The sequence below is a fragment of the Flavihumibacter fluminis genome, assembly GCF_021491375.1.
Taxonomy (GTDB): Bacteria; Bacteroidota; Bacteroidia; order Chitinophagales; family Chitinophagaceae; genus Flavihumibacter; species Flavihumibacter fluminis.
In genome coordinates this window covers 504,315-518,329 of the sequence record NZ_JAKEVY010000001.1, presented here as the reverse complement: position 1 = coordinate 518,329, position 14,015 = coordinate 504,315, and the positions used below count along the sequence as shown (strand labels likewise).

The 14,015-nt window shown below is 45.6% G+C and carries 14 protein-coding genes and 1 other RNA gene; 9 read left to right on the top strand and 6 right to left on the bottom strand.

What is annotated here, in order from left to right; genetic code table 11:
• Positions 1–11 precede the first annotated feature (11 nt).
• Both L0U88_RS02415 and ffs read left to right on the top strand, forming a co-directional pair.
• The gene (locus L0U88_RS02415) at positions 12–1,295 is read left to right on the top strand and encodes a type IX secretion system plug protein (RefSeq protein WP_234864009.1); all 1,284 of its coding nucleotides are present in this window, start codon (positions 12–14) and stop codon (positions 1,293–1,295) included.
• A gap of 50 nt (positions 1,296–1,345) precedes the next feature.
• Positions 1,346–1,445, top strand: an RNA gene (ffs, locus tag L0U88_RS02410) — signal recognition particle sRNA small type.
• A 1-nt stretch (position 1,446) separates the two neighbouring features.
• On the opposite strand, the gene L0U88_RS20850 is transcribed toward ffs, so the two are convergent.
• The gene (locus tag L0U88_RS20850; RefSeq protein ID WP_255722955.1) at positions 1,447–1,569 is read right to left on the bottom strand and encodes a hypothetical protein; all 123 of its coding nucleotides are present in this window, start codon (positions 1,567–1,569) and stop codon (positions 1,447–1,449) included.
• 40 nt (positions 1,570–1,609) lie between these two features.
• On the opposite strand from L0U88_RS20850, the gene fsa reads away from it, so the two are divergent.
• Positions 1,610–2,260: a fructose-6-phosphate aldolase gene (fsa, locus tag L0U88_RS02405; RefSeq protein WP_234864008.1), complete on the top strand. Its 651-nt coding sequence runs from the start codon at positions 1,610–1,612 to the stop codon at positions 2,258–2,260.
• Positions 2,261–2,273: 13 nt separating this feature from the next.
• Here fsa and L0U88_RS02400 read toward each other — a convergent pair whose 3' ends face one another.
• Genes L0U88_RS02400 through L0U88_RS02390 form a run of 3 tightly spaced genes read right to left on the bottom strand, consistent with a single transcriptional unit; the run spans position 2,274 to position 6,240 of the window.
• Positions 2,274–2,714, bottom strand: coding sequence for a hypothetical protein (locus tag L0U88_RS02400; protein ID WP_234864007.1), 441 nt, complete (start codon positions 2,712–2,714; stop codon positions 2,274–2,276).
• Between the two features lie 30 nt (positions 2,715–2,744).
• Positions 2,745–3,746, bottom strand: coding sequence for an L-threonylcarbamoyladenylate synthase (locus L0U88_RS02395; RefSeq protein ID WP_234864006.1), 1,002 nt, complete (start codon positions 3,744–3,746; stop codon positions 2,745–2,747).
• A 55-nt stretch (positions 3,747–3,801) separates the two neighbouring features.
• Positions 3,802–6,240 (bottom strand): alpha/beta hydrolase family protein, encoded by a 2,439-nt coding sequence (locus tag L0U88_RS02390; protein ID WP_234864005.1) that lies wholly within the window; start codon positions 6,238–6,240, stop codon positions 3,802–3,804.
• A gap of 212 nt (positions 6,241–6,452) precedes the next feature.
• Here L0U88_RS02390 and hisG point away from each other — a divergent pair, with 212 nt between their 5' ends.
• Genes hisG through hisB form a run of 4 tightly spaced genes read left to right on the top strand, consistent with a single transcriptional unit; the run spans position 6,453 to position 10,807 of the window.
• Positions 6,453–7,313 (top strand): ATP phosphoribosyltransferase, encoded by an 861-nt coding sequence (gene hisG, locus L0U88_RS02385; protein WP_234864004.1) that lies wholly within the window; start codon positions 6,453–6,455, stop codon positions 7,311–7,313.
• A 4-nt stretch (positions 7,314–7,317) separates the two neighbouring features.
• Entirely contained in the window at positions 7,318–8,601 is a 1,284-nt protein-coding gene (gene hisD / locus L0U88_RS02380; RefSeq protein ID WP_234864003.1) for a histidinol dehydrogenase, read from the top strand.
• On the top strand, positions 8,594–9,640 hold the full coding sequence (gene hisC / locus L0U88_RS02375; protein ID WP_234864002.1) for a histidinol-phosphate transaminase: 1,047 nt from the start codon (positions 8,594–8,596) through the stop codon (positions 9,638–9,640). The genes hisD and hisC overlap by 8 nt, the downstream gene beginning before the upstream one ends.
• 21 nt (positions 9,641–9,661) lie before the next feature.
• On the top strand, positions 9,662–10,807 hold the full coding sequence (gene hisB, locus L0U88_RS02370) for a bifunctional histidinol-phosphatase/imidazoleglycerol-phosphate dehydratase HisB (protein ID WP_234864001.1): 1,146 nt from the start codon (positions 9,662–9,664) through the stop codon (positions 10,805–10,807).
• A gap of 1 nt (position 10,808) precedes the next feature.
• Here hisB and L0U88_RS02365 read toward each other — a convergent pair whose 3' ends face one another.
• The gene (locus L0U88_RS02365; protein WP_234864000.1) at positions 10,809–11,438 is read right to left on the bottom strand and encodes an NAD(P)-dependent oxidoreductase; all 630 of its coding nucleotides are present in this window, start codon (positions 11,436–11,438) and stop codon (positions 10,809–10,811) included.
• 10 nt (positions 11,439–11,448) lie between these two features.
• Complete coding sequence (locus L0U88_RS02360) at positions 11,449–11,733, bottom strand: GNAT family N-acetyltransferase (protein ID WP_234863999.1); 285 nt, start codon at positions 11,731–11,733, stop codon at positions 11,449–11,451.
• 222 nt (positions 11,734–11,955) lie between these two features.
• On the opposite strand from L0U88_RS02360, the gene L0U88_RS02355 reads away from it, so the two are divergent.
• Entirely contained in the window at positions 11,956–13,386 is a 1,431-nt protein-coding gene (locus L0U88_RS02355; RefSeq protein WP_234863998.1) for an anthranilate synthase component I family protein, read from the top strand.
• Between the two features lie 30 nt (positions 13,387–13,416).
• The gene (locus tag L0U88_RS02350) at positions 13,417–13,998 is read left to right on the top strand and encodes an anthranilate synthase component II (RefSeq protein ID WP_234863997.1); all 582 of its coding nucleotides are present in this window, start codon (positions 13,417–13,419) and stop codon (positions 13,996–13,998) included.
• Positions 13,999–14,015 lie beyond the last annotated feature (17 nt).

The following is a 14,015-nucleotide window of genomic DNA, read 5'->3' as shown; positions in this document are numbered from 1 at the left end:
GAAAAAATTTCATGTATAGAAAACTGTTATTTAGCTGGGTGTTTGCCTGTATTGGTTGTGCGGCCCTGGCTCAGCAAATTGAACCAGATCAGGTTTATCAGACGAATATTCAACAGGTGAAATTATTTCCGGTGGGTAATCCATTAGGGTATCCGGTAATCCGGCTGGGTTCCGCTGATCAGTTGGAACTTCATTTTGATGACAGGGAAGGAGGAACCAAAGGATTTTCTTATGCCTGGCAGCTTTGTAATGCAGACTGGACTCCGGTGAACCTGAACAGCATGGATTATATCAAGGGATTTTCGCAGCAACGTATTACTACATACCGGAGTTCTTCGGTTGCACTTACCCGTTATACCCATTACCAGGCACAGATCCCCGACCGAAATTCGGCACCTTCACGTTCAGGAAACTACCTGCTCAAGGTTTTTCTGAATGGCGATCCTTCCCAGCTTGCCTTTACCCGTCGGGTGCTGGTAGTAGAGGAGAAGGCTGCAGTTGGTTTGCAGGTACAACAACCCTTTAATAACCAGGTGTTCACTACTCACCAGAAACTGGTATTTACAGTGAATATGCGGCAGCTCAATCTGGTGAATCCCATGCAACAGGTACAGGTAGTTCTGTTACAGAACAACCGTTGGGACAATGCAAAGAGGGACTTAAAACCCACATTTATCCGCCAGAGCCAGTTGGAATACAATACGGAACAGGATGCTGTTTTCGCTGGAGGAAAGGAGTGGAGATGGCTTGATTTGCGCAGTTTTCGGTTGCAATCTGAGCGGGTAGACAGTGCCGTTTATGAAAAGACCGGAACAACCGTGTTTGTAAAACCGGATATTGACCGGTCGGGCCTACGGGTAGTGTATTACCGGGATGGGAACGGCATGTTCTTTAATGAAACGCTGGATGGAATGAATCCTTACTGGCAGGGAGATTATGCATCTGTACATTTTAGTTTTCTCCCACCTGCGGGAATGCCCTTCCGGCAGGACCTGTATTTGTTTGGTGAGCTGACGAATTATGGAAAGGATCCGCAGGCGAAAATGACATACAACAAGGAAAAAGGGGTATATGAAACTTCCATCTGGCTGAAGCAGGGATACTACGATTATGGTTATGCGCTAAAAGAAACAACTGGAGGGCGGGAGGTTTTTGTTACGGATAAAACAGAGGGTAATTTTTGGGAAACCGAAAACAGTTATACCGTACTGGTTTATTACAGAAGCCTGGGGGGCCGTTCTGATGAACTGGTTGCAATTGGTCGCATTAACTCACTAGGCGGCCGTAATCAATAACAACTGCGAATTAGATTTTACAGTTTACTCTATAATGGCTACTTTTGCACCGGCAGGTCTCATACGGCCAGCTCCTACTGAACTCCCCCAGGGCCGGAAGGCAGCAAGGGTAGGTGGTCGTAGCGGCGCGATATGATAAGCCTGCCATTTTTTATGCCCTGAACTTCCGTTCCCCCTTTCTTCCTTTCCTCCATTTTCCATTCATCCGTCTTCCCTTCCATTGTCCATCTTCCATGCCTCCCTTGTCTCCTGTCTCCGTTGTTTCCTCTTCCATTCTTCCTTATCTTCGCTGGTGTAAAACCAAAATCGACTAAATGAAATTTTTTATTGATACGGCCAACCTGGCCCAGATCAAAGAAGCCAATGAATTGGGAATTTTGGACGGTGTAACTACCAATCCCTCCCTGATGGCCAAAGAAGGTATTAAAGGAGAGGATAATATAATCCAGCATTATAAGGATATCTGCGAACTGGTAGACGGTGATATCAGTGCAGAAGTATTGTCTACTGACTATGCATCCATGGTGGAAGAAGGCAAGAAACTGGCCGCCATCCATCCAAACATCGTTGTGAAAGTGCCTATGATCAAGGATGGTATCAAAGCAATCAAGTGGTTTACGGATAATGGGATTAAAACCAACTGTACACTGGTGTTTTCAGCCGGACAGGCGATTCTCGCTGCCAAAGCCGGTGCAACCTATGTATCTCCTTTTATCGGACGTATTGACGACAGCGGTTGGGAAGGTTCTGAACTCATCGGCCAGATCGCGAATATTTACAGTATCCAGGGCTTCAAGACAGAAATCCTGGCAGCTTCTATCCGCAACGCCAATCATATTATCAAATGTGCTGAACTGGGTGCCGATGTTTGTACCTGTCCGCTGGATTCCATCCTGGGGCTGTTGAAACATCCGCTTACGGATATCGGCCTGGCGAAATTTCTGGAAGATGCCAAGAAAATGTAATAAAAAAGAGGCCCTACCGGCCTCTTTTCTTTTTTCCTCCCCTGCGGATTTCCTCCATGATTTCTTCCTTTGATTTCAGGGGACCCTCCTCTAGTTTTTTTATATAAATCGTGATTTCTTTTCGCAATTTTGGATTGCGCTTATAGGTTGCCGTTATCGTAACTTTTTCCTTGCTAAAATCAAGAGGCAATACCAGGCTATTGCCTTCAAATTGACCTTCGTCTGATTCAAATTGGATATCCTCGGAACTCAGTGGATACCAGCTTTTACCAGCGACCAATCCGTCTACATTAATATAATTATGAACACCCTTTTTCAGACTGTCAGTATATAAATGAAAGGCAATACTATCCACCAATGGGGCAGTTGTTTTCCCGGAATTGCTTTTTTTCTTTTGTGCAAATCCGGAAATGCTTAGTGTCAGCAGGGCAAATGCCAGTAGAATTCGGTTCATATCCATTAGACTATGGGTTCCGTTCAGGGTTTAACCTGGTGTTAAATCAGTTGTTTTCAGAGGCGTTGCAGCCCTTTGCAGGCGATCATTGATGGCACGTCCAAGGCCTTCATCCGGAAACCGTTCTGCAACTATAACAGCAATATTCATACTGTCGGCCAGCCGTAATGCACTGAATAATCTCCTGGCGGCCTCTGGTAAGTCGCCGTTGGGTGATAATATAAACTGGTTAGTATCGGGTATCCCGGGTACTTCCTTCTGAAAACTAATCGTAGCAATCTGGTGAGGCGCATAATTTTTTAAAGCTTCCACTGTGAGGTCGGCAATCTTACCAAACTTCAGCGGGTGCCGGGTTGCATAATGTCTTGCCAGCATACCCGGGGCAACCGGATTATCAACATATCCTTCCGGTGGCAGGGAAACTGGTCCGATAACTGCTTCAATTGCTTCCAATGAAATCCCACCGTACCGCAATAGTCGTGGTTGCTCTTCCAGGAAGGATACTATGGTGGATTCCAGCCCAACCTGGCAATCGCCACCATCGAGTATATAGGAAACTTTATCACCCAACTGAGTGGCAACATGAGCTGCCGTAGTGGGACTTACATACCCTGAGGGATTGGCGCTGGGAGCAGCCAGCGGGAATTCAAGTTGCTGAAGCAGTTCCAGGGTAAGCGGGTGGTTGGGAAAACGGATGGCAACTGCGGGAGTACCTGCCGTTACGATGGCTGGTATCTGTGAAGAAGCCGGTATCACATAGGTAAGCGGACCGGGACTAAACCTGGCAGCCAATGCCTGGGCCTTTGGGGGCAGTTCCAGATTCAGTTTTGTAAGTTGCTGATAGTTGGCGAAATGCAGGATCAGGGGATTGAACTGCGGCCTGTTTTTTACCTGGTAGATTTTCAGAACAGCTTCTTCCGATAGCCCGTTGCCTGCTAATCCGTAAACGGTTTCCGTGGGGATTGCTACCAAATCGCCTGCTCGCAGACATTCGGCGGCCCTCTGTATATCCGAACCAATGGAATTGCTCATGGTGCAAAAATAACGCTTTCGCCGGGGCCTCCGGCGAAAGCGTCTGGTATCGGGTTTAGAATGCTTTCTTTCCGTCTCCGGTTGAGGACTTGGCCTGTTTTACGAATTTTTCAAGCCACTGGTGTTGTTCCCACAGCATGTGCAGGATATTTTCTTTGCCTGCGTAGCCATGACTTTCATAAGGCAGCGAAATATAACGCGTTACACCGCCATGTCCCTTGATCGCATTGTAGAGTCGTTCGCTCTGAATGGGGAAAGTACCTGGGTTATTATCCATCTCACCATGAATCAAAAGGATCGGTGTTTTAATCTTATTTGCAAAACTGAAAGGGCTCATATTATAATAGACTTCCGGAGCCTGCCAGTACGTACGCTCTTCAGCCTGGAATCCAAACGGAGTGAGTGTTCGGTTATACGCACCACTACGTGCAATACCAGCTTTAAAGAGATTGGTATGAGCCAGGAGATTGGCAGTCATAAATGCGCCATAGCTATGTCCGCCTACACCAACCCGTGTACTGTCTCCCACACCCATTTTGGCGGCAGCCTGGATGGCAGCATGAGCATTCAGGTACAACTGGGGTATAAAGGCATCATTGGGCTCTTTGTTTCCTTCCCCAACGATTGGCATTTCTGCATTGTCCATTACCGCGTATCCCTGTGTTGCCCAGAAAATCGGGCTGCCATAGGAAATGGTTGGGAAAGTGTATTGGGAACCTCTTACCTGGGCAGCATCCGCAGCAGATTTGTATTCCCGTGGATACGCCCAAATCAATAGTGGCAGCGGACCATCCTTTGTTTTGTCATATCCTTTTGGAAGGTAAAGGGTTGCTGTCAGATCAATGCCGTCTGCTCTTTTATATTTGATCTTTTCTTTACTGATTCCTTCCAGCTGTTCATAGGGATTGGTGAATTGTGTCAGAGCAAGCGGAGCTATCTTTTTTGTAAGATTTCTTACATAGTAGTTGGGTGTTTCAGTGGGACTTTCCCTGCGCGTAATGAATACTCCTTTTTCTGCATCCAATACCCGAACCACATATTCAAAGTATCCTTCCTGGCATCTCCAGAGTTCTTTAAGGACTCTTGTTTTGAGATTCATGGATCGCAGCAGGGGCAAATCTCCCTTTTCAGATGCGCCATTGGAAGTCAGCAGGATAGATCCGTTCTTCAATACCTGAATAACGTTGCGGCCATACTGATTCCGGGTAGTTATCGGTTGCCCAAGGTCGTTATACTGATCATTACTGCTTCGCTCTTGCAGGCTGTCCAGTTTACCAGTCATAGGATTCAGTAGATTGATCCGGTAACTGCGGTCGGCATTCATGCCTTCGTAAAGCAGTGCTACCTGGTCGTTCCCCCATTCAATCCCCCTGAATCTTTTGGTTGTTTTGGTGAAGAGCCTGGGTTCTTTTTCTTTCATCAGGTCGATGCAATACACTCCATCCCGGAATTCTGATTTGGCTCTTCCCTTACCGTTGTCCAAAGCCTGTACATAATAGATGGTTGCCGGCTGATCATCTCGCCAGTTGATCCCACGCGGATAGGATACCACATCATCAAAGCCAATCGGCGCTCCCTCTGAAGACGGATTGCTGGCAATTGTTTTTACCAATTCTCCTTTCAGGTTTGAGACTTTATAAGTAGTGGGAAATCCACTCCAGGGAACAAGATAAGAAAACGGTTTTTCAAGGATTGCAGTTAAGAGGAATTCCTTGTTGGGAGAAATGGAAAAGCTGCGATAAATAGCTTCTTCGCCCAGTTTCTCTTCTTTCCCGGATACTAGCTGCAATCTGTACAACTGCCCTTTCGCAAAATGTTCGAACAACATTTCATCGTAGGGCGATTTGATCAGGTCCTGGTAGGTCCTGGATGCAGCAGCTTTTCCTAAAGACTCCTGTATTACTGGTCCGGATGGCGCAGCTGGCCTGGCAGGTTCTTTTTTGCCGGCATTAACAGCAGCTTTGTAAATAACGGTGGAATCATTCTGCCAGATAAAGCTGGTACCCAATACATCGTTCAGTGGATGCTGATTAACTTTCTGAGCAGTGGCCTGTATAAGATCAACTGTATACAGATCAATTCCTCCATTATTATACTGCAGAAAAGCGAAACGTTGTTGTGAAGGACTCCATTGCATGGAAGTTCCTCTCAGGTCAGCAGGTAATCCGGTTATTGTTTTTGTTTGACCTGTAGTTACTTCTTTTATCTGAAGGCCATTAAAATAGGTCTGGCGACTTCCACCAAAATTTGCCGGATTCATGCGTAAACCAGCGATCCTGTATTCCGGCTGAGCAAGTTCTTCCACTGGGGGCATACTGGCACGCTGGATCAAAATCATATAGTCGGCTTTTGCATTAAAACTAACCATGGGTGTTGGGCGTGCCATAACCAGGTCCATGATCTCTTTTGGAGGGGTCTTGTAGGTTGCTTCCTCCTGGGCAATCACCAGGAATCGGAAACCAACCATGCATACTAATAGAAGCAGTTTTTTCATATGTGTGTGTTATCCGTCTAATTTACGGGATCTTAAAAAATTTGGTCCATATTAATTGATACCCCTATTTTTGCATCCGGAATGAAAAGAAACAGCAACATTCATCATCATCATGTTTTACTGCCAGCGCGGTAAGCGAGGATGTTTGATGTCTATTGATAACATTTGAGGGCTTACCTGCATGGTAAGCCCTCTTTATTTTATTTGATTATATGCAACAGAAATTGAAAATCGCCATCCAGAAAAGTGGACGCCTTTATGAGGATTCTGTCAAATTGTTGAAGGATTGTGGTATTGATGTTAAGAATGGTATCAACAAACTGAAAACCGAAGCAGAAAACTTTCCGCTTGAAATTTATTTTTTACGTGATGACGATATTCCTCAATATGTGGAGGATGCTGTAGCCGATATTGGTATCGTTGGTGAGAATGTAGTTTTTGAGAAAAATAAAAAGGTACAGATCGTAGAGGGACTGGGCTTTGGTAAATGCCGGTTAAGTATTGCCGTTGCAAGAAAAGACGAGTATACCGGGGTAGCATCCTTACAGGGCAAACGCATCGCTACCAGTTATCCGGTGTTGGTTGAGAACTTTCTGCAGTCGAAAGGAGTGAAGGCCGAAATTCATGAAATCAGTGGTTCGGTGGAAATCGCTCCGGGTATAGGGCTGGCAGATGCAATTGTTGACCTGGTTAGCTCCGGTTCCACACTTTTCATGAATGGCCTGAAAGAAGTAGAAGTGGTGTTGAAAAGCCAGGCGGCATTGATCCGGAATGAAAATTTATCAGCTGAACAAATGCAGGTACTGGAGCGTTTGCTGTTCAGGATCCGGGCTGTAAAAAAAGCGAAGAACAATAAATATGTTTTGCTGAATGCCCCCAATGAGAAACTGGAAGAAATCATCTCCCTGTTACCTGGTATGAAAAGTCCTACTGTATTGCCATTGGCAGAACCCGGTTGGAGCAGTGTACACAGTGTGTTGAGTGAAAACCAGTTCTGGGATATCATTGAACAACTGAAAGCAGCCGGTGCACAGGGAATCCTGGTAGTTCCCATTGAAAAAATGATAATCTGAGTATATGAAAGTCGTTCGCTATCCTGAAAAAAGCGAGTATGCATCACTGTTGGCGAGGCCTGTTATGGACAGTTCCACACTCGAATCAGCTGTCCAGACAGTTTTGTCGGAGGTGAAACGCAGGGGAGATGCCGCTCTGTTTGAATATACATCCCGGTTTGATGGCGTTCAATTGAATAAGCTGGAAGTGTCAGAAGAGGAAAAGCAGGTGGCAGCCAACCAGGTTTCCCCAGCGCTTAAAGAAGCGATGCAACTGGCAGCTGCTAATATTCGACGTTTTCACCAGGCGCAGGTGCAACCTGTTGAAATCATCGAAACCATGCCTGGTATCCAATGCTGGCGCAAATCAGTGGGTATTGAAAAGGTGGGTTTGTATATTCCTGGTGGAACGGCTCCACTTTTTTCAACTATCCTGATGCTGGGCATACCCGCTTCCATTGCTGGTTGCAAAGAGATTGTTTTATGTTCTCCTCCTGATAAAACCGGAAAACTTCATCCGGCCATTATATATGCTGCTTCACTCGTAGGAGTTACGCGCATTTTTAAAGTTGGTGGGGCACAGGCCATCGCTGCAATGGCATATGGTACAGAAACCATGCCCCAGGTATTTAAAATTTTTGGTCCGGGTAACCAATATGTAACCTGCGCCAAACAACTGGTGCAACGCGATGGCCTGGCTATTGATATGCCAGCCGGTCCTTCGGAAGTGGCTGTTTTTGCTGACGCTACTGCCAATCCTGCGTATGTTGCCGCCGATTTATTAAGCCAGGCTGAACATGGAGCAGATAGCCAGGTGCTGTTGGTGACCACCGATGAAAACCTGCCGGAAAAAGTTTCCGAAGCACTTAAAAAACAACTTGAACAATTATCTCGTGCGCAGCTCGCGGAAAAAGCGTTGCAAAACAGTTCTGCGATTGTGGTAAGCACTAAGGAAGAGGCACTGGAAATATTGAATCTCTATGCTGCTGAACATTTGATCCTGGCAAGTGATCAGGCCAAAGAAATAGCTGATAAAGTGGTGAATGCTGGATCTGTTTTTTTAGGGCATCTTACACCAGAAAGTGTAGGCGATTATGCCAGCGGCACCAACCATACACTTCCCACTAACGGTTATGCCAAAGCGTATAGTGGGGTGAGTGTAGACTCCTTTGTGAGGAAAATAACATTCCAGGAACTTTCTCCTGGGGGATTGAAGGCAATCGGTCCCGCTGTTGTTGAAATGGCCAGTGCAGAAGGACTTGATGCACATGCCAAGGCAGTAACCATTAGAATGCAAAACCATGTTTAATCTGAACGAATTATTAAGGCCGAATATTCGCGATCTGGTACCTTATTCCTCCGCGCGTGATGAGTTCAAAGGAGAAGCCAGTGTATACCTGGATGCCAATGAAAATTCACTGGGATCACCACTATTGAAATGGTACAACCGGTATCCCGATCCCCTGCAAATGGCCGTAAAGGAAAAACTCACCACTATCAAGGGAGTTACACCGGAACATATTTTTCTTGGAAACGGAAGCGATGAATGTATTGATGTACTGATCCGCGCCTTCTGTGAACCAGGGATGGATAATATCCTGATTGTACCGCCAACCTATGGAATGTACGAGGTAAGTGCACACATCAATAATGTGCAGATCAAAAAAGTTCCGCTTACGCCAGATTTTCAACTGGATCTTCCGGCAATGGAAGAAGCAGTGGATGATTTCACCAAGATTATATTTCTCTGCTCACCGAATAACCCTACTGGGAATTCCTTGCATAGGGGTGCGGTGGAAGCCCTGCTGAACAATTACTTCGGACTCGTGGTGGTGGATGAAGCATATATCAATTTTTCAAGACAGCGCTCATTTCTTTCTGATTTGCAGGAGTATCCCAACCTGGTGGTATTGCAAACGCTGTCCAAAGCCTGGGGACTTGCAGCTCTGAGAGTAGGAATGGCCTTTGCTTCCAAAGAAATCATTGACGTGATGAATAAGGTGAAGCCGCCTTACAATATCAATCAGGCATCGCAGGAGCTGGTACTGAAAGCCCTGGATGAAGTGGAGCAGGTAAATGAGATGATCAGGGTATTGGTGGAAGAGCGGGGTAGGCTGGAGCGTGAACTACCATCCCTTAAGATCGTTCAGAAAGTGTATTCCTCTGATGCAAATTTCCTCCTGGTTAAAGTCCGGGATGCGAAAAAAGTATATCAGTATCTGCTGGATAAAGGAATTGTGGTACGGGACCGCTCTTCTGTTATACTCTGCGACGATTGTCTTCGGATTACAGTAGGAACGGAAAAAGAAAATTCAGAATTGATCGAAGCATTGAAACAGTATCAGTAACTTTCATCGATAATAACCCTTATGGCTAAACGCGTTTTATTCATCGACCGCGATGGCACCCTGATTAACGAGGCGCCTCCCACTTATCAGCTGGATTCTTTTGACAAGCTGACCTTCTATCCCAAAATGTTTGAATACATGGGAAGAATCGCCCGTGAGCTGGATTATGAACTGGTAATGGTTACCAATCAGGATGGATTGGGTACTGCCAGTTTTCCGGAAGATACCTTTTGGCCACTTCACAACCTTGTTATGAAAAGCCTCGAAGGGGAGGGAATCTTTTTCAAGGAAGTATTGATCGACAGGAGTTACCCACATGAAAACCTGCCTACCCGTAAACCGGGTATCGGTATGCTCACTCATTATATGAATAACCCGGAATATGATCTGGAAAATTCATATGTGATTGGTGATCGCATCACAGATGTGCAACTGGCCAAGAACATAGGCTCAAAAGCTATCTGGTTAAACCTTGACCCGGAACTGGGTGGAGCGGAGATCAAGGACAAAGCCATGGAGTTAAGGGAAACAACTGTAGCACTGGAATCCTGTGATTGGGCGGAAATCTATTCCTTCCTGAAACTTGGATTACGTAAAGTGGAACACGAACGCAATACAAATGAAACGAAGATCAGGATTGGGTTGAACCTGGATGGTTCAGGTAAAGCCAGTATCCAAACGGGTTTGGGTTTTTTTGATCATATGCTGGACCAGATCGCCAGGCACGGGAAACTGGATCTCACAATAGAAACAAACGGTGATTTACACATTGACGAACACCATACTATCGAAGATACAGGCATCGCATTGGGAGAAGCTTTTGCAAAAGCCCTGGCTGATAAAAAGGGGCTCGAGCGCTATGGGTTTGCATTGCCAATGGATGAAGCGGAAGCCAAAGTGCTGATTGATTTTGGTGGACGTAATTGGCTAGTATGGGATGCTTCATTCAATCGGGAGAAAATTGGAGAAATGCCAACGGAAATGTTCTTTCATTTTTTCAAGTCCTTCAGTGATGCAGCTAAATGCAACCTGAATATTTACTGCCGCGGAGAGAATGAACATCATAAAATTGAAGCTATCTTCAAGGCATTTGCAAAAGCCATCCGGATGGCCGTAAAACGGGACCCATTCAGTAATTATTTGCCTTCAACAAAAGGGATTCTGTAGTTCAGACGGCTGAAATACCAATTCGTTGCCGGATATGTGATTTTCTGTCCAGCTCCTGCAGCATGCAAAGTGCCAGGTCGCCGGCATTGATATGACCTTTCGCGCCTTCCGGTAATTGATTGACTGCTGTCAGAAATCCGCCTGAAACATCCGCGTTAATGATATCTGTGGAACAGACAAAGGTCCATTCTAGGCCGGAATCCACCAGTATTTCCCAGGCTTTCTGGTGTTCTTTTCCTACTGGAATATATTCCGGAGGATAGGATTCCTGATCAATAGCCAATCCGCCATCCGGATGATCCAGTACGCCAGCACCCCCTAATGCCACAATGCGTTTGACACCGGAAGCTTTCATCTGCTCAACGATGTTGCGAATCCCAAGAGAGCGGGTCTTATCAGTGCCATCAAAACTACCCCCCAGCGCACTCAAAACAGCATCCGTTCCTTTAATGGCGTTGAATACTTCACCAGGATCAAAAACGGCACCCTTGATTTTCTCCAGCAGGTGTGTATCATCTGGTAGTTCATGTACATTTCTGCCAAAAGCCCTCACCTGATGACCCATCAGGATGGCCTGTTGTACCAGATACCGGCCTACCTGGCCGGTGGCTCCAAATATTACAACTTTCATAGCTTTGGTTTTAATCCATTAATACATCCTGGTATTCTGGTTTCTTCTTAAAAACCGCATTGGCAAAGGGGCAAAGCGGAAGAATTTTAAGCTGGTGGTGCCGGGCATACTCAACAGCCGCTTCTACCAGGTGATAGCCTACATTCTGTCCCTTCAATTCTTCTGCAACTTCTGTATGTTCCAGGATCATTTTATCAAATGCAGGTTTGGTGTATACCAGTTCAGCAATCGGAGAATCACTATCGCCAACATAAAATACGCCTTTGCTATCCCTCTGAGTATGATGTATCAGCATAACCGGATATTTTAAGTAAGCTACTGAAAAAAGTTTTGTTCATTCCAATTTGGTGCCCCATATTTGCAGTGATATGACAAAAAATATTCAAACTATTCAGTGGTGGTGGCATACAAACTCTTCCGGGGTGTTGTAATGCTGTGTCCATTGTATAGGATGACATAATTAAAGCCCCGATGTAACCCATCGGGGTTTTTTAATTTTTGCTGGAAATCAACAACTATGAGCAACGAAAAAAAGAAGATACGAATCGAAACAACGGTCAAAACGATGTTGGCGGATGTCTACACACCAGTTGGGATTTATCTCCGCTTGCGGGATCGGTACCGTGATACCATCCTGCTGGAAAGTACGGATCACCATGCTGCGGATAATAGTTATTCCTTTATCTGCATTAATGCAATTGGAGGTATGGAGATCAGCGACCTGCAGCGCATTGAATACAAGCTGCCGGGCCAAACACCTGAAAGGGTTTCCATCCAGCGGCCGGAAGAAGTGCCGGATCAGCTCTGGAATTTCATGCAGCGATTTGAAGTGGTAGAGCCCGGAGATAAAATAAAAGGTTTTGCTCAGGGATTGTTTGGATACACCACGTATGATGCTGTTCAGTTTTTTGATACCATCCGTTTTTCAGAAAAAAAAGCAACTGAAACAACAATTCCCCTGATGCGTTATCGGTTATACCAGTACGTTATAGCCATCAATCATTTTAAAGATGAATTATATCTCTGTGAAAACAAGATCAACGGAATTGAATCAGACAGCAATATGCTGGAATCGTTGATCCGGGGCAAGGATGTGCCGGTTTATCCGTTTGAACTGAATGGTGCGGAGTCTTCCAATATGAGTGATGATGAATACATGGAAATGGTGAAAAAAGGGATTCGTTCCTGCCATCGGGGTGATGTTTTTCAGATTGTTGTCAGCAGGCGTTTTCGTCAGACTTTCAAAGGTGATGAATTCAATGTGTACCGGGCACTCAGAAGTGTAAATCCTTCACCTTATTTATTCTTTTTTGACTATGGCGATTACAAACTGATGGGGTCGTCTCCCGAATCGCAACTTATTATCGATAACGGAAAAGCAGTTGTTCATCCCATTGCAGGAACTTATAAAAGAAGTGGTGATGACCTGCTGGATCAGCAGGAAACAGAAAAGCTGCTGGCAGATGCAAAAGAGAATGCGGAACATGTAATGCTGGTGGATCTGGCTAGAAATGACCTGAGCAGAATCTGCGACCAGGTGGAAGTGGCGCACTATAAACAGGTTCAATATTTCTCCCATGTAATTCACCTGGTGAGCGAAGTAACGGGACGTGTGCCAAAGGATACAAATCCGTTTACCTTGTTGGCAAAATCCTTTCCGGCCGGCACCTTGAGCGGAGCGCCAAAAATCCGGGCCATGCAATTGATTGATGAATTCGAACCTACTGCCCGTTCCTTTTATGGTGGAGCACTTGGATTCATGGGATTCAATGGCAACTGTAATCATGCCATCATGATAAGAACCCTGTTGAGTAAACAAAATACCTTAACCTACCAGGCAGGTGCCGGGGTAGTAGCAGCCAGTCAGCCGGCCAGCGAATTACAGGAAGTGAATAACAAGCTGGGTGCGCTGAAAAAAGCAATCGAGTTGGCGCAATCCATCCATTAACGGCATTGAAAGAATAAGTACGAAACCATTATGAAGATTTTAGTTTTTGATAATTACGACTCCTTCACTTATAACCTGGTTCACCTGGTTGAAAAAATTACCGGAGAGAAAGTAGATGTTGTGCGCAACGACCAACTGCCACTGGAAAAGGCAGCCGACTATGATAAGATTATTCTGTCTCCTGGTCCGGGTATTCCATCTGAAGCAGGAAGTTTGTTGCCCCTCATAAAGCAGTACGCAGCAACCAAGTCCATCCTGGGTGTATGCCTGGGGCACCAGGCAATTGGTGAAGCTTTTGGTGCCAAACTGGTTAACCTGGCAGAAGTATATCATGGAATAGCAACACCAATTCACCAGGTGAAAAATCGGCAGAAAAAAGAAGGAGATGTATTTGCCGGCCTTCCGGAAACTCTGGAAGTGGGCAGGTATCATTCCTGGGTGGTGGATGATAAAGAACTGCCGGATTGCCTCGAAATTACAGCATTGGATAAATCTGGACAGATAATGGGACTACGGCATAAAAGCTATGATGTACAAGGGGTGCAGTTTCATCCCGAAAGTGTGTTGACTCCGGATGGAGAGAAGATGCTGAGGAATTGGCTGAAGATGTGAGACGTCAGACGTCAGAC

Excerpts from the sequence above, each read along its gene's own strand:
- L0U88_RS02415 (WP_234864009.1), top strand. The coding sequence starts at position 12 with ATGTATAGAAAACTGTTATTTAGCTGGGTGTTTGCCTGTATTGGTTGT.
- L0U88_RS20850 (WP_255722955.1), bottom strand. The coding sequence starts at position 1,569 with ATGGAAGAGGAAACAACGGAGACAGGAGACAAGGGAGGCATGGAAGAT.
- fsa (WP_234864008.1), top strand. The coding sequence starts at position 1,610 with ATGAAATTTTTTATTGATACGGCCAACCTGGCCCAGATCAAAGAAGCC.
- L0U88_RS02400 (WP_234864007.1), bottom strand. The coding sequence starts at position 2,714 with ATGAACCGAATTCTACTGGCATTTGCCCTGCTGACACTAAGCATTTCC.
- L0U88_RS02395 (WP_234864006.1), bottom strand. The coding sequence starts at position 3,746 with ATGAGCAATTCCATTGGTTCGGATATACAGAGGGCCGCCGAATGTCTG.
- L0U88_RS02390 (WP_234864005.1), bottom strand. The coding sequence starts at position 6,240 with ATGAAAAAACTGCTTCTATTAGTATGCATGGTTGGTTTCCGATTCCTG.
- hisG (WP_234864004.1), top strand. The coding sequence starts at position 6,453 with ATGCAACAGAAATTGAAAATCGCCATCCAGAAAAGTGGACGCCTTTAT.
- hisD (WP_234864003.1), top strand. The coding sequence starts at position 7,318 with ATGAAAGTCGTTCGCTATCCTGAAAAAAGCGAGTATGCATCACTGTTG.
- hisC (WP_234864002.1), top strand. The coding sequence starts at position 8,594 with ATGTTTAATCTGAACGAATTATTAAGGCCGAATATTCGCGATCTGGTA.
- hisB (WP_234864001.1), top strand. The coding sequence starts at position 9,662 with ATGGCTAAACGCGTTTTATTCATCGACCGCGATGGCACCCTGATTAAC.
- L0U88_RS02365 (WP_234864000.1), bottom strand. The coding sequence starts at position 11,438 with ATGAAAGTTGTAATATTTGGAGCCACCGGCCAGGTAGGCCGGTATCTG.
- L0U88_RS02360 (WP_234863999.1), bottom strand. The coding sequence starts at position 11,733 with ATGCTGATACATCATACTCAGAGGGATAGCAAAGGCGTATTTTATGTT.
- L0U88_RS02355 (WP_234863998.1), top strand. The coding sequence starts at position 11,956 with ATGAGCAACGAAAAAAAGAAGATACGAATCGAAACAACGGTCAAAACG.
- L0U88_RS02350 (WP_234863997.1), top strand. The coding sequence starts at position 13,417 with ATGAAGATTTTAGTTTTTGATAATTACGACTCCTTCACTTATAACCTG.